The following is a 22,372-nucleotide window of genomic DNA, read 5'->3' on the forward strand; positions in this document are numbered from 1 at the left end:
CCGAGCCAGCGCGCGGGTACCACGCCGGAGCCGTGGCGACAAGGGGAGGTTGAACTTCCGTACCGGCAAGATCTCGCTGCCCCACTCCCATCTTAAGCCTATGAATTGCGCATGGCGTCGTCGATCTCGGCCTTGGTCGGAATGCTGGATTGGGCACCGGGTCGCGTGCAGGCCAGTGAACCGCTGGCGGCACCGCGAGCCAGGGCAACCTCCAGGCCAAGCCCCTGATCGAGAGCCGCGGCATAGGCGCCGGTGAAGCTGTCTCCGGCGGCGGTGGTGTCGACCGGCGTCACCTTGAGAGCCGGTGCCGCGTAGCGGGCGCCATTGCTCCAGCCGACCACGCCTTCGGCGCCCAGCGTGACGATGCCGGCGCAGCCGAAGCGTTCATTGATCAACCGGGCGGCTTCGATCGGGTCGGCGGTTTCAATGCCGGCGGCCCTGGCGACCACCAGAGCCTCATGCTCATTGACGACGAGATCGTCGACCAGCCGCAGTATTTCTTCGGGGAGCGGGCCGGCTGGCGCCACGTTGAAGACGACGCGGGCGCCGCGCGATTTGGCGTGCTTGATCGCGGCAAAATTCTCGGAGTCGCGGATCTCGCGCTGCAGCAGCACGATGTCACCCTTGGCAAGGTCGAAGGTCTCCAGCTGCTGGGCGCGCGTGGCCTGGTTCGCGCCGGAGGCGACGACGATGGCGTTCTCGGCCTTCTCGTCCACCGTGATCAGGGCGACGCAGGTCGGCTTGTCGACCGGCAGCACCGGCGCGACATCGACGCCCGCTTCCCGCATTACCGAAAGGGCGAGATCGGCAAAGCCGTCATTGCCACGCGAACCGATGATGGCGGTCTTGGAGCCGGCGCGCGCCGCCGACACCGCCTGATTGGCACCCTTGCCGCCAGGTACCATGAAATAGCCTTCGCACAGCACGGTTTCGCCAGGGTGGGGGATATGGCTGACATTGGTGACCAGGTCCACGCCAAGCGAACCGAACACGACGATCATAGGGCGGTTTCCTCGATTGTTGGAGTGCGGACTTCCAGTCCGCATCTGTTGGCAACAATATCGTCTCTAAGAGCGGACTGGAAGTCCGCGCTCCGAAAGGTTCAGGCCGTGCGCTCGCCCTGGAGCGCCCGGATGGCGGCGGTGAGGGCAGCCGCACGCTCGCCGACCTCGGCGGCGCTGCGCCCGACCGCATAGAGGTCCGAACCCACGCCGAAGCCGTCGACGCCGACGGCAAGATAGGGCGGAATGGTCTGTGGCGAGACGCCGCCGACCACCAGCATCTTGGTGTTGCGGGGCAGCACGGCGCGCATGGCCTTGACGGCGGCCGGCGATGCCATCTCGGCTGGGAACAGCTTCAGCGCATCGGCTCCGGCCTCCAGCGCGGCGAAGGCTTCGGTCGGGGTGAAAAAACCCGGCAGGGACAGGAGACCGCGCGCCTTGCTGGCCCGGATCACCTCGACATTGGTGTTGGGCGAGACGATCACCGTGCCGCCCGCCTCGGCGACGCCGGCAACATCCTTAACGGTGAGCACGGTACCGGCACCCACCAAGGCGCGTCCGGCGAGGCTACGGGCGAGAAGGCCGATGGAGGTGAGGGGGGCGGGCGAGTTGAGCGGTACTTCCAGGATGCGGATGCCGGCCGCGACGATCGCCTCGGCGATGGCTTCCACCTCATCCGGCTTGACCCCACGCAGGATGGCGACCAGCGGCATCTCGGCCAGGGCGGAGGCGAGGGTGAGGCTCATGGTTTTATCCTTGTTGTTGATTGGGGCCTGATGTCACCGGGCCGTGGCGAGGGCGGAAAGACCATCGAGGAAAGCGCGTTCGGGCGCGATGATCTCGATGGCGTTGCCGCGAGCCCTCAGCGCCGCAACATAGCGCTTGGCCAGCACGCCGTCGGCGACCAGCGTGACGAGATGGTCCGCGCCATAGCGCTTGAAGGCGCCCTCGATCTCGGCATTGATCAGAAGGCCCGAGAGATAGGGTCCCACCTTCTCGCCGCTCATCTCCCCGGCAAGCACGCGGGTGCGGGCCTGGAACAGGCGGTTCAGCAGACCGCGTTCGTCGGTGGCGGCCTCCAGGCCGTCGTCGAAGCCGGTGAGGTCCTCGGGTTCTGCGGCGAGGCGGGCGAGCAGGCTGTGCTGGCGATAGAGGGCGTAGGTCTCGCCCGTCATGAAGGTGGCAAAGCCGGTGATGATGCCATCCTCCACCCGTGCCCATTTGGAATGGGTGCCTGGCAGGCAGACGAGGCCGTCGCGGACATCGGTGCCGAAGATCAGGGTTTCTTCGCCGCGCATCACGTCGGGACCCGTTTCATCGTGTGCGATGACACCGGGAATGATCGAAACCCGCTCGTCGATCCGCAGCATTGCTTCTGCCAGGCTCCTGGGGGAGGCGGGACAGGGCGCGTAGGCGGCCTCGGCCCAGCCATTGCGGGCGCCGACCATGCCGGCCATCAGCACCGGAGCGTCGGGGCGCGCCTTCATCCAGGCGCCGCAATGGCGCTCCAGCACGGCAGCGAAGCCGCCGGCCGGAACTGTCGACATGCCATCCTCAGCCGAGACGCGGTCGAGCACCTTGCCGGCGCTATCGAGTCGATAGGCGCGAAAACGGCTGGTGCCCCAATCCACGGCAATGAGTTCGGAAGTCATGCTGGTCCAATCTGGTTGATGTTGGGGTTGTCGCGTTTACATGCCCGCCCGCTCGCCGACGCGCAAGCGCCATGGCGCGCACCAATCCTTCATCTGAAGCCTTCATCGATGTCGAAGATCGAGACACCTGATCCTCGACGATCCTCGATGGCTCAATACCAGCCACCATCCACGATGATCTGCTGGTTGGTCATGCCCGAGGATTGCTCGGAGGCGAGGAAGAGCACCGCCTTGGCGATATCGTCGGGCACCAGCTTGCGCTTGAGCACCTGGTTGCGCGCGATCGCTTCCTCGCCCGCCTTGTCGACCCAGAGCGAGAGCTGGCGTTCCGTCATGATCCAGCCGGGAATGACGCAATTGACGCGGACATTGTCCTTGCCGAATTCACGGGCCAGCACGCGGGTCAGTCCGTAGGCGGCCGATTTGGCGGTGGCATAGGCGCTCAGATCCTCCGAGCCCATCAGCCAGGAGCCGGAACCGAGATTGACGATGGTGCCGCCGCCGGCGGCGATCATGTCGGGGATGGCTGCCTGGGCGGCGAAGAAGGCATGCTTGAGGTTGACGGCGATCCGGTCGTCGAAATAGTCGGGCGTCACCTCGAAGAATTTGTGGCGCTGGTCATGGGCGGCATTGTTGACCAGCACGGTGACCGGGCCGAGCGTGGCGCTGATATCGGCGATCGCGTCCTTCAGGGATTCGATGTCGGTGATATCGGCCTTCTTGAACAGGACGGTGGCGCCGGCCCCACTGAGCTCGTCGGCCAGGGCTTGGGACGGCTTTTCCGCAATGTCGATGAAGCCGACCTTGGCCCCCTGCTCGGCGAACAGCCTGACGGTGGCGGCGCCGATGCCCTGCCCGCCGCCGGTGATGACGACGGTGCGGCCTTTCAGATCTGGATAAATGGCGTTCGCCATCCCTGGAACTCCCTGATGCTTTTCAGTCTGAGCGTGGATTCGTCTTACATATTGCGCGGTTCGGGCGCGCCGTCCAGCGTGTGTCGTCGTTCATGCGCCGGGGACGCTGACAAAGACGTTCGGAACGGCTAAGTAAGGCGATAATGATTGATAGCAGCCTCAGCCCGCCTAGGGCGGGCGCCCCGTGCTTTAAAGGTATCCCATGAACTGGATCGCCAATGTCGTTCCGCCGCGCATCAAGGATTTCTTCTCGCGCCGCGACACGCCTGAGAATCTCTGGATCAAGGATCCCGAGACGGGGCAGATGGTCTTTCACAAGGACCTGGAACAGAACAACTACGTCATTCCCGCCTCGAATTATCACATGCGCATGACGGCGACACAGCGCCTCAAGCTAATGTTCGATGACGGCAAATGGGAAGACATCGCGCTTCCCGAGGTCGTGGCGGATCCGCTCAAGTTCAAGGACGAGAAGCGCTATGTCGACCGGCTGAAGGATGCCCGCACCAAGACGGGCATGACGGATGCGGTGAAGCTCGGCGCCGGTACGATCGACGGCCTGCCGACGGTGATTGCGGTGCAGGATTTCGACTTCATGGGCGGTTCGCTCGGCATGGCGGCCGGCGACGCGGTGGTCAAGGGCCTGCTCACGGCGGCCGACCGCGGCGTTCCCTTCGTGGTGTTCGCCTGCGGTGGCGGGATGCGCATGCAGGAAGGCATTCTGTCCCTGATGCAGATGGCGCGTACCACGGTCGCGATCCAGCGTTTCCGGGAAACCAGGAAGCCCTATATCGTGGTGCTGACCAACCCGACCACGGGCGGTATCACCGCTTCCTATGCCATGCTCGGCGACGTGCAATTAGCCGAGCCCGGCGCCCTGATCGGTTTTGCCGGCCCGCGCGTCATCGAGCAGACCATTCGCGAAAAGCTGCCCGAAGGTTTCCAGCGCTCCGAATATCTGCAGGAGCACGGCATGGTCGACATGGTCGTGCATCGCAACGAGATGAAGGCCACGGTCGCGCGCATCTGCCGCCTGCTGACCAAGACACCGCCCAAGGAGGTCCCGGCGGAAGCGGCCTGACCTTCACGGGAGGCTAGGCCCTTCTTGAGGGCGCGATTTCGGGTGCACGGGCGTCTTGCCCGTTCTTGGAAGCACTGCGGTTGCAGGATCGGAAGTACGGGCAAGATGCCCGTACTTCCGGGGCAGGTCGCCGGATTGACTCTCTCGCTCATGCCTGTTATTTCTGTTTTTACAGAAATAGGATAAATCATGCGCCTACTCGACTACCCCGAAGCCAAGACCTTCGTGCTCCATTGGGGCGAGATGGGGACCTATTGGGGAGTCAACCGTTCGGTGGCGCAGGTGCATGCGCTGCTCTATTTGTCCGACAGGCCCGTCGATGCGGAAACCATCGTCGGGGAACTGGGCCTGGCGCGTTCCAACGTCTCGACTGCGCTCAAGGAATTGCAGGGCTACAACATCGTCCGGCGCGTCCATGTCGAGGGTGACAGGCGTGACCATTTCGTCGCCGAGACCGATCTTTGGGAAATGCTCATGCGCATTGCCATCGAACGCAAGCGGCGCGAGATCGACCCCACCATCCAGTTGCTCGGCGAGCTTTCCGAAAAGCTGCAGCGTGACGGCAATGCGCCGGCCCACATCCGCGAGCGCGTGACGCGCCTACACGACTTCATGTCCACGTTGAGCGGCTGGTACGAGCAGGTCCGGGTGCTGCCCAAGCCCACCCTCGTCACCTTGATGAAGCTCGGTGGCAAGGTCGCGCGTTTCATTCCGGGAAGAAGCAAGGAATAGAGCGGCGAGATGCGAGGCCGTTTTCAACTTTCTCGCGTCATTTTATTTCTGAATATTCAGAAATAACGGATATAACGATAGGAAACGACATGACTGAGATTGCCTATGCCCTCTACCTCGTCATTGCCATCGGCATCACCATCTGGGTGGCGCGGACCCTGTCGCGCAGCGGCCTGGTCTTCCTGACCCAGTGCTTCGGCCAGAACGAGAGCCTGGCGCGTTCGACCAACCATCTGCTCATCGTCGGCTTCTATCTCGTCAATATCGGCTTCATCACCCTCTCTCTCAGCCTGGGCGAAGAGCCGACCACCGTCACCGGGGCCATACGTTTCCTGAGCGGCAAGGTGGGTCTGGCCGTGCTGGTGCTCGGCGCCATGCACTTCTTCAACATGGGTGCGATTGCCCAGTTCGGTCGCAAGGTTAATGGCTGGCTCGGCGACCTGCATCGGACCGCGGCAACGCCGGTCGAGGAAGCCATGGTGTCGCCTTGACGAGGCCGTGATGCGTCCGCGTTCCGTAAACATGGCCAGTGTCGGCCTGGCGTCGATTGCCGCTGGGCCGGCCTTCTTGCTCGGTCTGGCTCTGACAGCCTCGGCGCAATACGCGGCCAAGCCCATACCCTTCGACGCGCGGACCCTGCCCGATTTCCTGGCGATGGCCGTGGGTCTTGCACCGACCGTGGGGCTCGCCTTCTGCATCGTCGGCACCATTATCGCCTTTCCTCTGGCAATGACCGGCGCCGTGCTGCTGGCTTGGTTGGGCGAGCGGAATGTCGGTGCGCGACTGCCGGCGTTCTGGGCGCTGATCGGCGCATTGTCTGCCGGCATTCCGATGCTGGTCTTCTCCGGCGGATGGATGGGCTGGTTCCTTCCCTTTGCCTTTACCGGGGCGGTGGTTGCTTCGATCTGTCGCCGGCGTATCGACTGGGAGGCATGACGCCGGGCAAGAAAGGGTCTGGCCCCGCGCCGGGGGAAAAGGTAAGGCTGACGGTGTGCCGTTTCCCTTCCGGTTCTGTCCGAGCCGGCTCAATTCGAGGCCCTATCGCCGCCATGACGCAGTCCGACGCCTATCTCTCCCGCTTCATGGCGCTGCATCCCAAGAAGATCGATCTTTCGCTCGACCGGATCGAGGTGCTGCTGGCCAAGCTCGGCCATCCCGAACGGCAGGTGCCCCCGGTGATCCACGTCGCCGGCACCAATGGCAAGGGCTCGACCATCGCCTTCATGCGCGCGGCGCTGGAAGCCGCCGGCTACGGCGTCCACGTCTATACCTCGCCCCATCTGGTGCATTTCCACGAGCGTATCCGGCTGGCTCAGCCCAAGGGGAGCGCTGGCGGCGGTGCTCTGGTGAGCGAGGACAAGCTCATCGAGGCTTTCGAAGCCTGCGAGCAGGCCAATGACGGCGCGCCAATCACCTTCTTCGAGATCACCACGGCGGCCGCCTTCAAACTGTTCGCCGAGAATCCGGGCGATGTCCTGCTGCTGGAAGTGGGGCTTGGCGGGCGCATGGACACCACCAATGTCATCGACAAGCCGCTGCTCAGCGTGATCACCTCGATCTCGCATGACCATGCCGATTTTCTCGGCACCGACATCGAGGGCATCGCCCGCGAGAAGGCCGGCATCCTCAAGCGCGGCGCCCCGGGGGTGATCTATCCGCAGATCGATGCGGTTCGCGCCGTGATCGAGGCCGTGGCGGCCCGGGTCGGTGCGCCGCTCGTCATCGGTGGGCAGGATTTCGACATGCATGAGGAGAATGGCCGCCTGGTCTATCAGGACGAGCGCGGCCTGCTCGACCTGTCCCTGCCCCGCCTTGCCGGGCGGCACCAGCATCGCAACGCCGGCCTTGCCATCGCCGCGCTGCGCAACCAGAGCCTGTTCACCGTCGAGGATGCTCATTTCGAGAAGGCGATGCAGGTGGTGGAATGGCCTGCCCGTCTGCAGCGCATCGCTCAGGGTGTCATTCCGGCGCTGCTGCCGGCCGGCTCTGAAATCTGGCTTGACGGCAGCCACAATGTCGATGGCGGCCGCGTGCTGGCCGAGGCCCTCGCCGAGCTGGAGGAACGTCATCCCCGGCCGTTGGTGCTGGTGACCGGCATGCTCACCACCAAGGACTCCGACGGCTTTCTGCACAATTTCGCCGGCCTCGCCCGCGAAGTGCATACCGTGCCGATCGAACACAGCGCGGCTTCCCGATCGCCCGAGGGGGTGGCCGAAGCCGCGCGCCAGGCCGGGCTCGCTGCCCAGGCCCATGGCAGCCTCCAGTCCGCGCTCGAGGCGATCGCCAGCGAAGTCTTTCCAGTGGCGCCGCGCGTGGTGCTTACCGGCTCACTCTATCTCGCCGGCGAGATCCTTGCCTTCAACGGCACGGCGCCGAAATAAGCCGCGGAGACTGCTTCAGGCTTTTCCTGCGTTGGCGAGAATGATCTCGCGCCAGATGCGCGTCGGGGTCACCCAGGCGTCGGGTGCGTTGTATTTGCCCGAATAGATCACGGCAGCGATGCCGGCGTCCGGCATCAGCCATAGGCGCTGGCCGCCATTGCCGAAGCCGGCGAACCAGGGATGCTCGCCGTCGGGCAATGCCGTGGTCGCTGCCTCGCCGATGAACCACAGCCGGCCATAGGCCAGCCCGTCACCGGTCGGTATGGCGTGCTTCAACGAGGCCTCGATCCAGGCCTGCGATATGATTCGGTCGCCTTTCCAAAGGCCCTTGGCGAGCACCAGCTCGCCGATGCGCAGCAGGTCCGCGCCGCGCAGGCGCAGGCCCGAGGCCGCCGAGGCAACGCCGTCGTCTCCGGTGATCCATTCGAAGCTGTCAATGCCAAGCGGCTCGAACAGGGTTTCCTTGGCAAATTCAGGCAGGGTCTTGCCGGTTCCGCGCCGAATCAGCTCACCGACCAGGGCGACGCTCCCGCCCGAATAGATCCAGCGCGTGCCAGGCTCCGCGACGACGGGCCGGTCAAGAATGAAGCGGTAGCGATCCGGCGCCATTTCCATGGCGATCTCGCTGTTCAGCGGATCGGTATAGGGCCGCTCCTCGTCCCATTCGAGGCCGAGCGTCATGGTGAGGGCATGCTCGATCCGCAGTCCCTGCCGATCAGGTGCGGCAAGGAGATCGGGATAGTCCGGAAAATGCGGCAGCAGGGGCGCGTCGGGTGGCGGCACCAGTTTGCGATCGAGGGCGATGCCATAGAGCAGGCCGACGATGCTTTTGGTGACCGAGCGCAGGTCATGCAGCGTCTGCGGCCCGAAACCGACCTCGCCAAGCGGTCGCCCCCAGCTTTCGTCCGTCCCGGTCAGATAATGTTCGAGGATGACGTGTCCGCCATGGCTGGCGAGGACCACATGCAGGTCGCGCAGCAGGCCGGAGGCGATGCCCGCGGCGAGCTTGTCCTGCATCGATAGTCCGTGCCCTGTCGCCTTTGTCGGGCCCGCGGAGGCTGGGGCCTTGGCTGATCCTCCTTCAGGCGAGGTCATGGAACGGTGTCTCCTGCGATCCGAAATGGATGATTTCCGACCCGTCCTTTCCGGGTCAGGCCGGCCTGATGATGCTGCGCAACGGGCTGCCCGCCGCGGCGATGCGCGCAATGCCTTCGACAAGGCCCTCGACCATCACGGTCATGGTATGGCCGGTGGCGTGGATCATCGTCCTGTCGTCACGGACCATGGCGACATGGCCCTTCCAGAACAGGAGGTCACCCCGCCGCAATTGCGAAAGAGGGCCGGCGGGATCGAGCCTTTCGCCTGGCACCGCGCCTTCCTGCATGTCGCTGTCGCGCGGGCAGGCAAGGCCGCAGGCATGGCGCGCCGTCTGCACCAGGGCCGAACAATCGAGGCCGAGGCTCGATTTGCCGCCCCACAGATAGGGCACGCCGAGGAAACGCTCGGCGACCGCGACCGTATCATCCTCCTTGAATTCGACGGGCCTGGCATGGGCGGCGAAAACGAAGCCCCAATCCTCGAGGCGAAGGAACTGCCCTTCGCTGGCAACCACGGCAAGCGCGGAGCCATGGCTCAGGGCCTGCATCACCGGCGCCTTGATGGACGGCACGGGATAGATGAAGCTGCGCAGCACGCTGATGCGGTGGGTGGCCGGGCGCGGGGCCGCCAGCGCATTGGCGGACAGCCAGCCGACATAGCCGTCCCGGCCAGCCTGGCCCCAGGCCCAGCCTTCCATCTCGTCATAGACGGTGAAGGTTTCGCCGAAGAGGAGCTCAGTATCGATCGAGGCCGAGAAATCCGGATCGGGCCGTAGAGGCACCGCCGTCTCGATCACACGACGCTCGCTGCCTTCGACATAGCGCGGTGCCGCGACGATGCCACGCAACGAGGCGGCGGCAAGGTCCGGCCGGGCCGGTGTGATACGACGATCATAGGCAGTCAAAGGGTTTCGTCCTTGAAATTGGCGGTGTCATCAATGAAGCAGGCAGCTAGGGGCTGCAAGCACTTCGCCGCGGCTCGCGCCTCCATTTACCGGTATCGTATCGCCCCTGCTGAAAATGGCTATCTGCTTGACGGAGCGATGCTCCAGGCTGCTCATCGTGGCAGATCCCGGCCGAGAGCAACCAGGATATCGCCGAGCTTCTCGACATAGAGCGCACCGTCCACCGTGCGCTGGATGATGACATTGCGCCGATCGAATTCATCGCGCCGGCGCGCCGTGAGCTTGAGCTTGGCCAGGCTGTCGAGGGCGCGGGTGATCACCGGCTTGGTGACATCGAGTTTGGCGGCAAGGCCGCGCACGGTATGCGGCGGGGCTTCCAGGTAGACGGTGAGCAGGATGGCAAGCTGCCGGCTCGACAAATCCGGCTGGGCGTCGCGCACGAGGTTCAGCATCACATCATGCCAGAGCCGCAACGCCTGCGCCGGCCGCATCTCCACCGCCATGGCTATCCCTGCCTTCGAACTGTCAGCATTCGAGAGGCCAAGATAGAGGTGTAATCACGCAGATTGGGTTAATTCAATGCCCTGAGACGCCGAGGCCAGGGGCAAAAAATTCACTCAATAGAAAACAGTGGAGCCTGTGACATTCTAGTAGAAGGGATCTCCGTGGGACCGGCGAAAGAGGCAGAAAGATATGGAAATGGTTTCTAGTTAGTCATAGTTCTTTTGCAGCATAGAGGGATGATTCTATTTAAGTGAGATTGAAAGGCTTCCGGAGTATGACAGGAACGCATGAAGAGCCGGAACTCAAATTATGCCAGGGCTTTTGGCATCGACACGATATTCGTGAGCAAGACCCCGAGATAGTCGTTGTCGATCAGGCGATATGCACTTCTTTTCGGTTGGCGGATAAATGGGGGTTTTTTGATCGCTCTGGTAAACTCATGCCTGAAGCGACGGACTATTTTGGCCCGAACAATACCTACATGTTTCAGGTGCCGGAGCTATCCTGCGAGGTTGCGGACGTTCCCGATCACGGTAAAGCGGGATTGATTTTCGGTGGCCGGGTCAATCTTCATTTCGGGCATTTCCTGCTTGAGACGCTGCCGCGGCTTTGGTCGATCGCGCGCGCCGGCCTTGGCGGCCGCAAGGTCCTCTATCAATCCGGCTTCGCCCTCTCGGATTGGTATAATCGGCCCTTTGTAAAACCCTGCTTCGAAGCCCTGGGAATTCGCGAAAGCGACATCGTCCAATGCACCGGACCCGAGATCGTTCGCGATGTTCTGGTGCCCCTACCCTGTGTCCAGCAAAACTCCTGGATCCATCGGGACGCGGCAAGGAGTCTTTTCAACAAGATCGGCACCGAACTCCTCGCCGGAAATGATGCCTCCATCAATGAGGTGCCCGTATATCTGTCCAAGACACGATATAAACAAAAGGGCACCGGTATTCTCAATGAAATAGATTTAGAGGAGAATTTGGCAAAGCTCGGTGTGGAAATAATATATCCGGAAACACTAAGTCTTGTGGACCAAATCAGAATATTCAAGCATCGAAAGACAATAATAGGCGCTCTTGGGTCCGCCTTCCATACAGCGGCTTTCGCGCAACCTGCCGGGCGGCAAATTATCCTTGCCCATAATTATCATGTGAATTCGAACTACAGATTATTCGACATTGCGGGTGGAAATGATCCGGAATATTATTATAGCAAGAATATTATCGAACTCGGCAAGACACCTGAAATTAGTTATACGTTGAGATGTGACAATCCGCAGGTGGTCGCGAGAGCGCTATACGACCTGATCTGAGCCAAGTAAATTACGGGACTTGGAAGGCCAACGACGCCATATGGTCGCCCGACCTCCTTCGAGGAACTTGCCCCGTCCATCGTCTTTAAATTCGTTTATATGGTAGGACATATGAGTGACGATCTCACCCAGCTCGCACTTGTTCACGGCACGGACAAGGTTACGGCACACAAATATACACAGCATTATCATCGGCATTTTGCCGATTTGAGGGCCGAACCGATCAAGTTGCTGGAAATCGGGATTGGCGGTTATGATAATCCGAATTTCGGCGGTAGTTCGCTGCGGATGTGGCGTGACTATTTCCCGAAAGGCCAAATCGTTGGCTTGGACTATTACCCCAAGCCTGGCGTGGCTGGGGATCGGATTAAGACTTATGCGGGGTCACAAGCCAGTCCGCAGACGATCGCCAAAATCCTGGATGACGTCGAAGGTAACCAGTTCGACATCATCATTGACGACGGCTCGCATCGGCCCGAGCATGTGATCGCGACCTTCTGGATGTTGTTTCAACATGTAACAACCGGTGGATGGTACGTGATCGAAGACGTGCAGACTTCATATTGGCCGGGCTTCGGCGGTGTCGTAGCGCCTCATACGAGGGCTCCGACAAGCATCGAGTTCTTCAAGGCCTTGATTGATGGATTGAATTGGGAGGAGCTACATGCGCCGAGTTACAGCCCTAACTACACCGATACGAACATTGTCGGAATGCACTTCTACCATAATTTGATTTTCATCCAAAAAGGCGAAAATAAAGAGGGAAGTAATCTCGTCTTAAATAATAAGAATCCCTGGATTTCTGGTGCTTAATTGTACATTTACTTGATTATAGTATCGCTCTAACGAGCAGATAGGATATAGCCGCGGGATAGCTTTTCCAAGAGAAGACCACCTACCAAGCAAACAGCGCCAAAGCTGATGGTGTAAGGCTTATCCAATACTAGCTGTCCATAGCCATGATAGTAGGCAGACCGCATCCATTCGACGATTTGAAGCGCTGGATTATAGGCCAAGTAGGACCGATAGGGATCGGGAATCATGTCTGGCACGAACACGACGCCGGAAGAGGCCCAAATTGCGATGACGAGCAGCGAATAGCCCGTCATCCACATCGGTGTGATGGCCATGATGACACTGTTGACAACACCCATACCGCATCCGAGCAGAATGGCAGCCCCGAGGGCTCCGAACGCCGTTGCTATATCTTGCGGCATGATCGGTATGTCGAAGGCCAAACCCAGCATGAGCATGATCGTAATCACGAGTCCCGAGGTGACAACTTCGAGGACTGCTCCCGCTATCAGAACGTCCAGCATTTTTACTTCTGGCAATCCTAAGAGCGGTTTGGTGGATAACAGATTGACCATCATGAAACGCGACAGATACGAAAAGACCATGAAGGGAACTGTGCCCGTCGCAATAAACAGCACGACACTGTCGCCATAAGGCGGGGCTCGGCCGGTAAATGTAAAGATCAGAATCAGGACCAGGATATGGGAGACGGGCCAGCCAACGGCGATGAAATATCCAAGGCCATGGCCGAAAAATCGCGTCCTGATATTTCGCAATATTACCGCTGAAATCACCCGTCGTTGGCGTTCGAATGCCGCTCTTATCGTAGTGGACGATGCTTGAATTGCTGTCACTTCAATGTCCTGCCCAATGCGACGATCGATATCCTAGGCTGTTCGCCTTACGTCTACAATGATACCAACGGCTCCAATGTCTATCCTATGGGATGGCGTCATTCCTATGTAGGTTCGATAATTTGATCACGTGATCGTGCTGGACAGGAACCCGCTGCGGGTCCGAGCCGCCTTCAATGAGGCATTCTGGGCTCGATCGGCACCAACGCGCTCAGCCCCAACAGATCCTCGAGCACGGCGCCTGCACCCAGTAGCGCTGCCTCGCCGCGTGGGCGGCCGATGAGCTGCACGCCGACGGGGCGGCCATCGGCCGTGAAACCGGCAGGCAGGGCCAGGGAGGGGCAGGAGGTCATGGTGACGACGCTGGCGATCTTGAGCCAGTCAACGTAGTTCTCGAACACCGTGCCCTCCACCTCGCGCACCCAGCGCTGCTCGATTCCGAGCGGCGGGGTGCAGACGGCCGGGGCGATCAGCACGTCATAGCGCGAGAAGAAGGCGGCGATGTCGTCATAGAGCTTGCTGCGGCGGAGCATGGCGCTGCCGATGCTATCGGCATCCAGGGCGCGGCCCTTCTCGATATTCCAGATCACGTCAGGCTTGAGCTCGCTGCGGCGCGTCTCGAGCAGTTCGCGCATGCCGGCGGCGTAGGAAAGCGCGCGCAGCGTCTGGAAGGCTTCGGGCACGCCGGCAAAATCGGGACAGGCTTCCTCGACGATACAGCCGGCTTCCTCCAGCTTCATTGCCGCGGCCTCGGCGATCGCCCGGGTCTCGCGGTTGACCGGGGTGACGCCGAGGTCGGGCGAGAAAGCCGCCCGTTTGGGCGGCTGGCGACGCCGGGCGCTCTCGCGAAAACCGATGGTCGGCGCCTCCAGCGATAGGGGATCCTCGATATGCCAGCCGGCCATGGCGTCGAGCATCAGCGCCGCATCCTCGACAGTGCGCGCCATCGGGCCGTTGACCGGCAGGGTTTCGAATTTGATGCCGTCCGGGCCACTGGCGACCCGGCCGGGCGAGGGGCGCAGGCCCACCACCGAGCAGAAGCTGGCGGGCGTGCGCAGCGAACCGCCGAGATCCGAGCCGGTCGCCAGCCAGACCTGGCCTGTGGCGAGCGCCACTGCCGCCCCGCCTGAGGAGCCACCAGCATTCAGGCTGACGTCCCAGGGATTGAGCGTGTCGCCGAATACGGCGTTGAACGTATTGGCGCCGGCGCCGAATTCAGGCGTGTTGCTCTTGCCGATGGTGATGCCGCCGCGGGCCTCCAGGCGCTCGACCATGATGTCCGAGCGCTCGGGCACGTGATCCCTGAAGATTTGCGAGCCATAGGTCGTGCGCACGCCGGCAACGTCGTTGAGATCCTTGACGGCGAGCGGCAAGCCGCCGAGCCAGTGGGGGTCTTCGCTGGGCGGGGCCTCCATCAGGCGACGGGCCTGGTCGCGGGCGCGCTCGGGGCAGAGCGTGACCATGGCGTTGACCTTGCCATCCACCGCCTCGATGCGGGCGAGCGAGGCCTCGACCAGATCGAGCGGGCTGACCTCGCGCCGCTTGAGGCGCTCGACGACCTCGCAGGCGGTGAGGCGGATCAGTTCGTCATGGCTACTCATGGCGCAAATTCCCGGAAGGCTGGACTGGCTTTGGTTATGAGTGGGACCGGCTTTGCGGCCGGCTCTCGATATTCTGTCGATCGGCGGGCTTTGACCGGCCTGTCGTGTCAGCCGAAACGCGCCTTGAAATAGGCGTAGAGGGCGCGGGCGCCCATCACCTCGGCCCCCTCGGGCCGGCCGGGCTTGGCAGAGGGCGTCCAGGCGAAGATGTCGAGATGCACATAGGCGCCGGCCTTCTCGACGAAACGATTGAGGAAGAGGGCCGCGGTGATCGAGCCGGCAAAGCCGCCGCCGGGGGCGTTGTTGAGATCGGCGACCTTGGACTCCAGCATCGCGTCGTAAGGCGGCCAGAGCGGCAGGCGCCAGAGCGGGTCGTTCTCTTGGGCGGCATGGGCCAGGAGATCTGTCGCCACCTTTTCGTTCCGCGTGAACAAAGGCGGCAGATCGGGGCCGAGCGCGACGCGGGCGGCGCCCGTCAGAGTCGCCATGTCGACGATCAGCTCGGGCGCTTCCTCGTCGGCGAGCGCGAGGGCATCGGCCAGCACCAGGCGGCCCTCGGCGTCGGTATTGCCGATCTCGACGCTCAGCCCCTTGCGCGAGGCCAGGATGTCGCTAGGCCGGAAGGCATCGCCGGAAATCGCGTTCTCGACGGCCGGGATCAGTACGCGCAGGCGCAGCTTGAGGCCGGCGGCCATGATCATGCTGGCGCAGGCGAGCACCGAGGCGGCCCCGCCCATGTCCTTCTTCATCAGGAGCATGCCGGCCGATGGCTTGATATCGAGGCCGCCGGTGTCGAAGATCACGCCCTTGCCGACCAACGTCACCTTGGGATGGGAGGGATCGCCCCAGGTGAGGTCAACAAGCCGCGGCGCTCGCGCGGAGGCACGACCGACGGCATGGATCATCGGGAAATTCTCGGCGAGCAACTCCTCGCCGACAACGACCCGGAACGCCGCACCGTGCCGTTCGGCCAGGGCGCGTGCCGCCTCGGCCAGTTCCGCCGGACCGAGATCATTGGCCGGCGTGTTGACGAGGTCGCGCCCGAGCGCGACCGCCCGGGCCATCGACAGGATTTCATCGCGATCGATACCATCGGGTGCGACCAGGTGTACGGCCTTGATATCGTTGCGCTTGTAACGGCCGAAACGATAGAGACTCAGAACCCAGCCGAGCGCAGCGAGCCGATCGTCATGGCTGGCATTGGCGAAGCGATAGGTGCCCACGGGCAGCAAAGTGGCGAGTTTGCCGGGCAGGAAGCCATCGCGATGACGGGCCGATTCGCCTTCGAGGCCGAAGATCACCCCGGCGAGGCTGCCGTCAGGTCCCGGCAGAATCAGGTGGCGGCCGGCGCTCGCCTCAAAGTCATTGGCGGCGATCCAGTCCCGCTGCGCTTGCGGCAGGCGCTCCAGCACCGCGCCGGCGGTCTCCTTGGTGGCAAACCAGATGGGAACGGCCTGTTCGGCAGCGGCAAGCAGGGGCTCGGACATGGTGCAACTTTCAAGGTTCGGGGAAGATCTCGTCGATGCGCCCGCTCAAGCGGTAGGACAGCAGGCCGATCCATTCGCGCACGGCGAGATTGCATTGGCGCAGCCCGTCGCTCATCGCATAGAAGGGCCGCACGCCATCCTGCGGGCCCGCTGTGCGATAATTGACGGGATAGGCCATTACATCGAAGCCGGCCTTGCGAAACAAGGCCATCGAGCGCGGCATGTGGTAGCCGGAAGTGACCAGCAGATAGGTCTCGCCGGGCTTGGGCTTGAGGAGGTCGTAGGTGAAGACGGCATTTTCATAGGTGTCGCGCGAACGGTTCTCGAACAACATACGCTCATCGGGAATGCCGAAACTGCGGAAGAGCTGCCTGGAGGCATCCGCCTCGGTGATGTCACCCCAGATCTGGCCGGCAAGCGAGCCGACGCCGCCGGTGAAGATGATTCGGGCCTTGGGGAACTGACGCGAAAGGCCGGCGACCGCCGTCATGCGCTCGGCCGAATCGGTGAGGGCCGTCTCGTTCCTTGTGGTGGAGATATGCGTGTCCACCGCCCCGCCCAGCACGATGATGCCGGCGATCCTGGTCTGCGGCATGATCGAAGCTTGGGGAAAGCGCTCCTCCAGCGGCTGGATCAGCCAATTGCCGAGCGGCGACCAGCCCATCACGGCAAAGGCCAGCAGCGCAAAGCCCATCAGGAAGCGGCCGAAGCGCCGGACACGGCGAATGAAACTCAGGCCGAGGCCGAGGAGGCCGAGCACAAGGGCCGCGTTGGAGGGCAGGATCAGGAAGCCCAGGGTCTTAGCGAGATAATAGAACATGGGATGCGTTGTCAGGGTGGCGGCATTTGGGGGCGGGTCTTCAGACCCGCCTTTCTCGATCCGGCGAGCGTGGCGTTTCCTGGCCGGCCTGAAGACTAGCCCCCCAATCGGGCTTAGGCCGCATCGGCCTTGAGGAAGCGCTGATCGGCGAGGTCGAGCTGCCGGCGCAGGCGCACGATGGTGAGGCTCTCGTCGACCGCGCAATTGTCGTGGCTGAGCAGCTCGCCCTTGCGGATCGGCTTGGTGACGCAGGCGCGTTCAGCCAGGCCCAGCGGCAGCAGATTGTCCCGCCTGGCATCGGCCCAACGCATCGACCAGCCGCGATAATCATATTCGCCGATGCGGCCGAGCACGGTACCGGGTGCGAGGTCGCGCTTGGCCACTGCCGCCGTCTCCGCCACGGGATGGTCGAGCGGCTGCAGGTCGGCGGTACCGTAAAGCACGGCACGCGCAGCGGTGAGCGGCGTCTCCAGGCTGGTGAGGTGATAGGGCCGGTGCAAGGTGAAGAAGGGGCCCTTGCCGACATGCAGGTCCGTCATGCGTTCCAGCACGCGCGGATGGTTGGGCTCGACCACGCAGAACACGCCCGGCGCCACGCCCTTGCCGATGGTGTAGTCGACGCAGCCGCGCTTGGAGAGCACGCCGCCATGGCTGACCGGGATCAGCACTTCGGCAAGTTCCTCTTTGCTGGCGCGCGGCCCATGCAGGCCAGGCTTGTCCGGCTCGAGGCCGGTGGCATTGGCGAGCGCCACCATTTCCACCATGGTCTTGGAACCGTCGACGAACTCGACCAGCACGCGCGGGTTCATGTCGCGCGCCGCCGCCTCGGCGACATAGTCGTCGGGCACGGCATCGAAATTCAGGGCGTTGTTCTTGCCCTTGCCGGCGGCGACGACCGTCATGCCGAGAGTGCGGGCGAAACAGACCAGTTCGAGCGCGGCGGCCGGTTCGTCGCCGGCCGCGCCGGTATAGATCACGCCGGCCTTCTCCGCCTCGGCCTTGAAATGGCGGCCGATGGTGATGTCGGCCTCGACATTGAGCATGACGATATGCTTGCCGTGCCGGATGGCGGCCTCAGCCACGATCGCCCCGGATTCGGGATGACCGGTGGCATCGATGATCACTTCGATACGGCCGGCGGCGGCCAGTGCCTCCAGGTCGGTGGTGATGGCGATGCGCCCGGTCTCGATGGCACGGTCGATCGCCGAGGCATTGGCGACCTCGACGAGCTCGTCCAGCCGGTGCCCGGCGCTCAGGGCGGCGGCGATGGCGTTCTGCGGGCGCGAGCGCACGGCGACCGCACCGATACGGATGCCCTGCATCAGCGCGACCTGAACGATGAGGTCGGTACCCATCTGGCCGGCGCCGACCAGACCGATGGTGATCGGGCCCTTGTCACGGGCGCGTTCCATCAGATCAGCGGCAAAGGAGGGGTTCATCGGCGGCTCCGCAATCTCGTTACGCCCCGTCTAAGCACCAAATCGCGGCGCTGCAAAGGAAAATGCCTGTGTCCTTTCGGTGCAGGGGGGCGTCTTTTCGGGTGAAAGGACGGCCCGTTTCGTTCAGGCGCCGAAGCGCTCCGCCCCATAGGCGGACGGGTCGATGAAGGGCTTTTGGCCTGTCATCATCTCGGCCAGCAGCCGGCCCGTGGCGGGCCCCAGGGTGAAGCCGAGATGCTGGTGGCCGAAGGCCAGCCAGAGGCTATCATGGCGTGGCGCCTTGCCGATGATCGGGCGCGAATCGGGGAAGATCGGCCTCGATCCCATCCAAGGTTCGGCCTCGGCGCGCTCGCCGAGCGGGAAGAGCTTGCGGGCGAGCTTTTCCGTGCGCTCGACCTGCACGGGTGTCCTCGGAGCGTCGCGCCGGGCGAATTCGGCGCCGGTTGTCAGGCGGATGCCGCCGACCATCGGCGTGATGACGAAGCCGCCCTGCTCGTCCAGCACCGGGCGGCTGAGGCCGGCATTGCCCTCGGCGCGGTAATGCATGTGATAGCCGCGCTTCACCGCGAGCGGAAAGCGGTAGCCGAGCGGGGAAAGCAGGTCCATCGACCATGGCCCGAGCGCGACGACGGCCTGGGCCGCCTCGATCGGACCGTTCTGCGTAGTGACGCTCCAGCCGGAAGCACCTGGACGCAGGCTGCGGGCGTCCCCAGTCCCGACCTGCCCGCCGATTGTTTCGAAATAGCGGGCATACGCCTTGGTGACGCCGCCGGGATCGGAGACGCTCTGCGGATCCTGCCAGTGCACGGCGGCAGTGAAATCCGGCCGGAGATTGGGTTCGAGCGTCAGGGCTTCATCGCGCGTCAGCGCCTTCACCCGGTAGCCGAACTCCGCGGCGAGGGGAAATTCCCGTTTCTCGGCCTCGAACGCGGCCTCGCTGCGATAGACCTTGAGCCAGCCCGTGTCGCGAAACAAGGCATCGGCGCCGGCCTTGCTCGCCAGGGCGCGATGCTCTTCCACGGTGGCGCTCAGCAGGGGCTGCATCATCCGGGCTGTGGCGAGAAGCCGGTCCGGGGCGGAGTTGCGCCAATAGGCGAGCAGCCAGGGCGCCAAGGCCGGCAGGGCCGACCAGTGGTAATTGGCACCGGGATAGCGCTTGAGCACGACATCGGCGAGGGCGGAAAGGCTGCGCGGGAAGGCAACGGGCAGCAAAGCGGAGCGCTCGACCACGCCGCTATTGCCATAGGAGGTTTCCTCGCCCGGGCCACGCCGGTCGACCAGCGCGACGGACCGGCCGCGCTCCTGCAGATGCGCGGCGACCGAGGTGCCGACGATGCCGGCGCCGAGAACCACGACGTCGTAGCGCATGGAGACCCTCGTTGGTGCTGAAATAGCCTTGATATCGAATGAAGTATTGGTCGGGGCGTCAGGCGAGCCTGCGCCCGTTCTCGTCCAGCAGCAGCACATCCTGAGGGGCGATGGTCACCGCGACGGCCTCGCCGTCATGCCAGACCCTGTCTTCGATGGTGGCATTGGCCTGCAACCGGAGGCCGGCAAGATCGAGGATATAGGCCGCCGTGCCGCCGAGATAGGAAGCGGAGGTGATAGTAGCACGCAGCTCGCCGGGATGGCCGCTCGGCGAGCCGAGCTGGATGCGCTGGGCGCGCACCACGCCCGTCGCCCTGGTGCCGGCGCGGGCGGTGGCCGGCGCGATGGCGACGAGTTGCACGCCATTGTCGAGATGCAGGGCAAGGCGGCCTTCGGACACGCCCAGGATCTTGCCCTCGATCAGGTTCGACTGGCCGAGGAAGCTGGCGACGAAGCGGGTATCCGGACGCTTGTAGACCTCCTCGGGCGTGCCCTGCTGCTCGACCACGCCCTTGTTCATCACCACGATATGGTCGGACATGGCCAGGGCTTCCTCCTGGTCGTGGGTGACGAAGATCGAAGTAATGCCGATCTCGCGCTGGATGCTCTTGAGCTCGATGCGCATTTCCTCGCGCAGATGGGCGTCGAGCGCCGAGAGCGGCTCGTCGAGCAGGAGCACGTCCGGTTCGATCACGATGGCGCGCGCCAGCGCGATGCGCTGCTGCTGGCCGCCGGAGAGCTCGGACGGCAGCTTGCGCTCGACGCCAGGCAGGCGGACCATGTCGAGGGCGCGCTTGACCTTGGTGGTGATGGTGGCCCTGTCTGCGCCGCGATATTTCAAGCCGAATGCGATATTGTCGTGCACGTTCTTGTGCGGGAACAAGGCGTAGTTCTGGAAGACCAGGCCGATATTGCGTTTGTGTATCGGCACATTGTCGATGCGCCGGCCCGCCACGACGATCTGGCCCGCTGTCGGCTGCACCAGGCCCGCGATCGAACGCAGGATCGTGGTCTTGCCGCAGCCGGAAGGGCCGAGCAGGGTGACGAAGTCGCCCTTGCGAATGGTGAGGTTGACGTCCTTGACGGCAACGAAATCGCCATAGGCCAGATTGACATTGGTGAGTTCCACGGCCGTCGGCTTGGTCATCAGTCACGCTCTCGTTCGAAACGCCGGCTGCGAACGCAGCCGGCTTGGACGCAGCCGGGCCGGCGAAGCTCGCCAGCCCGGATTTCTCGGGTGGGAGATCACCCGCCCTTGGCGATGCGGTCCCAGGCTTTGGTCCACTCGTCCGTGTGCTTGTCCCAATAGGCGGCATCGGCGAAGGTCAGCGACGCCATCTTGCCGGTAGGGTCGAAGGCGGGCAGCGCCTTGACCTTGTCGGTCAGCTTCACCTTGGTGGGATCGAGCGCGGGCGGATAGCTCTGTCCTTCCGCCACTGCAATCATCACCTCGGGCTGCAGCATGAAATTGAGCAGTTCCTCGCATTCGGCCATCGGGGCGCCCTTGAGCACCAGGAGGTCCTCCATCCAGGCATAGGAACCGGGCGGATCGAGATAGCCGATCGGCGCGCCCTGGGCCTGCAGGGCAGCGACGCGTCCCGACCAGGCATCGGTGACCACCACCTCGCCCTTGGAGAGCAGATCCATCAGCTCGGCGCCCGACGACCAGTATTTCTTGGCGAGGTCGCGCTGCTCGCGTACCTTGTCCCAGACAGCATCGATGTCCTTGATGGCGTTGGGGTCCTGGCCCAGGGCAAGCGCCGCATACCAGACGCGGGTGATCATGTTGCCGTAGCCGCCGATCTTGTCCTTGTATTTGGGATCGAACAGCAGATTGACGCCCTTCTCCTTGGCTTCGGCTTCGGAGATCACCTTGGTGTTGTAGGCGATGCCGGTGGTGCCGTAGTCGTAGGGCACGCAGGACAGGTCCGGCGAAATCTTGCGGAATGGCTCGAACATCACCTGCATGATGTTGGCCATGTTTGGAATGTTGGCTTCGTTGAGCTTGGTGGTCAGCCCGGCATCGACATAGCGCTTGTAATATTCGACGCCTGAGGAATGGATCACCTGGAACTCGCCGGGCGAAGCGGTCTTGACCTTGGTGATGATCTCGTTCTCATCGCCGAAGGTGCCCTGCACCACGTTGTTGCCTGTTTTGGCCGAATAGGGCTTGAAGGCATATTTATCCATGGCCTCCTGCACGCTGCCGCCCCAGCCGTCGAAGCGCACGTCCTTGGCGGCGGCAAGGGCCGAGCCGCCCCACTTCAGATTGATGCCGGCCCCGGCCGCCGCTGCCGCGGTGAGGCCGAGGAAGGTGCGGCGGCTCATGCCGCCATTGAGATAACGCTCCTTGAGGCGCTCCAGGCGCCTGGTCTGCGACATTGTCATTGGTTTGGTTCCCCTCCTGGTGGTTCTCGGTGTCTTGACGCATTTTC

At 63.2% G+C, this 22,372-nt stretch carries 22 protein-coding genes; 7 read left to right on the forward strand and 15 right to left on the reverse strand.

Annotated features, from left to right (window positions below; genetic code table 11):
- Window positions 1–98: 98 nt before the first annotated feature.
- From AB4037_RS16270 to AB4037_RS16285, 4 genes are all read right to left on the reverse strand, one after another.
- The gene (locus tag AB4037_RS16270) at window positions 99–1,001 is read right to left on the reverse strand and encodes a ribokinase (protein ID WP_434958888.1); all 903 of its coding nucleotides are present in this window, start codon (window positions 999–1,001) and stop codon (window positions 99–101) included.
- Window positions 1,002–1,102: 101 nt separating this feature from the next.
- Entirely contained in the window at window positions 1,103–1,747 is a 645-nt protein-coding gene (locus tag AB4037_RS16275) for a 2-dehydro-3-deoxy-6-phosphogalactonate aldolase (protein ID WP_434958887.1), read from the reverse strand.
- 33 nt (window positions 1,748–1,780) lie between these two features.
- On the reverse strand, window positions 1,781–2,653 hold the full coding sequence (locus AB4037_RS16280; protein ID WP_441772211.1) for a 2-dehydro-3-deoxygalactonokinase: 873 nt from the start codon (window positions 2,651–2,653) through the stop codon (window positions 1,781–1,783).
- Between the two features lie 152 nt (window positions 2,654–2,805).
- A complete protein-coding gene (locus tag AB4037_RS16285; protein ID WP_434958885.1) occupies window positions 2,806–3,567 on the reverse strand; it encodes an SDR family NAD(P)-dependent oxidoreductase in 762 nt (253 codons plus the stop codon).
- 202 nt (window positions 3,568–3,769) lie between these two features.
- Between AB4037_RS16285 and accD the strand changes: the two genes are divergently transcribed.
- The 5 genes from accD to AB4037_RS16310 all read left to right on the forward strand — a co-directional run bounded on the left by accD (window position 3,770) and on the right by AB4037_RS16310 (window position 7,761).
- Window positions 3,770–4,648 (forward strand): acetyl-CoA carboxylase, carboxyltransferase subunit beta, encoded by an 879-nt coding sequence (gene accD, locus AB4037_RS16290; RefSeq protein WP_441772212.1) that lies wholly within the window; start codon window positions 3,770–3,772, stop codon window positions 4,646–4,648.
- Window positions 4,649–4,837: 189 nt separating this feature from the next.
- On the forward strand, window positions 4,838–5,380 hold the full coding sequence (locus AB4037_RS16295; RefSeq protein WP_441772213.1) for a GbsR/MarR family transcriptional regulator: 543 nt from the start codon (window positions 4,838–4,840) through the stop codon (window positions 5,378–5,380).
- 89 nt (window positions 5,381–5,469) lie between these two features.
- Window positions 5,470–5,871 carry a hypothetical protein gene (locus AB4037_RS16300; protein ID WP_441772214.1) on the forward strand — a complete coding sequence of 134 codons (402 nt, stop codon included), beginning with the start codon at window positions 5,470–5,472 and terminating at the stop codon, window positions 5,869–5,871.
- Window positions 5,872–5,881: 10 nt separating this feature from the next.
- Window positions 5,882–6,316 carry a hypothetical protein gene (locus tag AB4037_RS16305; RefSeq protein WP_441772215.1) on the forward strand — a complete coding sequence of 145 codons (435 nt, stop codon included), beginning with the start codon at window positions 5,882–5,884 and terminating at the stop codon, window positions 6,314–6,316.
- A gap of 113 nt (window positions 6,317–6,429) precedes the next feature.
- Window positions 6,430–7,761, forward strand: a complete 1,332-nt coding sequence (locus AB4037_RS16310; protein ID WP_441772216.1) for a bifunctional folylpolyglutamate synthase/dihydrofolate synthase — start codon at window positions 6,430–6,432, stop codon at window positions 7,759–7,761.
- A 15-nt stretch (window positions 7,762–7,776) separates the two neighbouring features.
- Here AB4037_RS16310 and AB4037_RS16315 read toward each other — a convergent pair whose 3' ends face one another.
- The 3 genes from AB4037_RS16315 to AB4037_RS16325 form a co-directional block, all read right to left on the reverse strand.
- Window positions 7,777–8,778 carry a serine hydrolase domain-containing protein gene (locus tag AB4037_RS16315; RefSeq protein ID WP_441772217.1) on the reverse strand — a complete coding sequence of 334 codons (1,002 nt, stop codon included), beginning with the start codon at window positions 8,776–8,778 and terminating at the stop codon, window positions 7,777–7,779.
- A gap of 133 nt (window positions 8,779–8,911) precedes the next feature.
- Window positions 8,912–9,763, reverse strand: coding sequence for a C40 family peptidase (locus tag AB4037_RS16320; protein WP_441772218.1), 852 nt, complete (start codon window positions 9,761–9,763; stop codon window positions 8,912–8,914).
- A 152-nt stretch (window positions 9,764–9,915) separates the two neighbouring features.
- Window positions 9,916–10,266 carry a MarR family transcriptional regulator gene (locus tag AB4037_RS16325; protein WP_434958877.1) on the reverse strand — a complete coding sequence of 117 codons (351 nt, stop codon included), beginning with the start codon at window positions 10,264–10,266 and terminating at the stop codon, window positions 9,916–9,918.
- A gap of 275 nt (window positions 10,267–10,541) precedes the next feature.
- On the opposite strand from AB4037_RS16325, the gene AB4037_RS16330 reads away from it, so the two are divergent.
- On the forward strand, window positions 10,542–11,573 hold the full coding sequence (locus tag AB4037_RS16330) for a glycosyltransferase family 61 protein (RefSeq protein ID WP_441772219.1): 1,032 nt from the start codon (window positions 10,542–10,544) through the stop codon (window positions 11,571–11,573).
- Window positions 11,574–11,684: 111 nt separating this feature from the next.
- On the forward strand, window positions 11,685–12,386 hold the full coding sequence (locus tag AB4037_RS16335) for a hypothetical protein (RefSeq protein ID WP_441772220.1): 702 nt from the start codon (window positions 11,685–11,687) through the stop codon (window positions 12,384–12,386).
- Window positions 12,387–12,415: 29 nt separating this feature from the next.
- On the opposite strand, the gene AB4037_RS16340 is transcribed toward AB4037_RS16335, so the two are convergent.
- The 8 genes from AB4037_RS16340 to AB4037_RS16375 form a co-directional block, all read right to left on the reverse strand.
- On the reverse strand, window positions 12,416–13,222 hold the full coding sequence (locus AB4037_RS16340; protein ID WP_441772221.1) for an ABC transporter permease: 807 nt from the start codon (window positions 13,220–13,222) through the stop codon (window positions 12,416–12,418).
- Window positions 13,223–13,395: 173 nt separating this feature from the next.
- Window positions 13,396–14,823: an amidase gene (locus AB4037_RS16345; RefSeq protein WP_441772222.1), complete on the reverse strand. Its 1,428-nt coding sequence runs from the start codon at window positions 14,821–14,823 to the stop codon at window positions 13,396–13,398.
- A gap of 107 nt (window positions 14,824–14,930) precedes the next feature.
- Window positions 14,931–16,310: a leucyl aminopeptidase family protein gene (locus tag AB4037_RS16350; protein ID WP_441772223.1), complete on the reverse strand. Its 1,380-nt coding sequence runs from the start codon at window positions 16,308–16,310 to the stop codon at window positions 14,931–14,933.
- Window positions 16,311–16,320: 10 nt separating this feature from the next.
- Window positions 16,321–17,130 carry a YdcF family protein gene (locus tag AB4037_RS16355; protein WP_441772224.1) on the reverse strand — a complete coding sequence of 270 codons (810 nt, stop codon included), beginning with the start codon at window positions 17,128–17,130 and terminating at the stop codon, window positions 16,321–16,323.
- 113 nt (window positions 17,131–17,243) lie between these two features.
- On the reverse strand, window positions 17,244–18,569 hold the full coding sequence (locus AB4037_RS16360) for an NAD(P)H-dependent oxidoreductase (RefSeq protein ID WP_434958870.1): 1,326 nt from the start codon (window positions 18,567–18,569) through the stop codon (window positions 17,244–17,246).
- Window positions 18,570–18,692: 123 nt separating this feature from the next.
- A complete protein-coding gene (locus tag AB4037_RS16365; RefSeq protein ID WP_441772225.1) occupies window positions 18,693–19,937 on the reverse strand; it encodes an NAD(P)/FAD-dependent oxidoreductase in 1,245 nt (414 codons plus the stop codon).
- Window positions 19,938–19,995: 58 nt separating this feature from the next.
- Window positions 19,996–21,084, reverse strand: a complete 1,089-nt coding sequence (locus tag AB4037_RS16370) for an ABC transporter ATP-binding protein (RefSeq protein ID WP_434958868.1) — start codon at window positions 21,082–21,084, stop codon at window positions 19,996–19,998.
- A gap of 98 nt (window positions 21,085–21,182) precedes the next feature.
- Window positions 21,183–22,325: an extracellular solute-binding protein gene (locus AB4037_RS16375; RefSeq protein WP_441772226.1), complete on the reverse strand. Its 1,143-nt coding sequence runs from the start codon at window positions 22,323–22,325 to the stop codon at window positions 21,183–21,185.
- Between the last annotated feature and the right edge of the window lie 47 nt (window positions 22,326–22,372).

The organism is Labrys sp. KB_33_2, assembly GCF_052114505.1.
Lineage (GTDB): Bacteria > Pseudomonadota > Alphaproteobacteria > Rhizobiales > Labraceae > Labrys.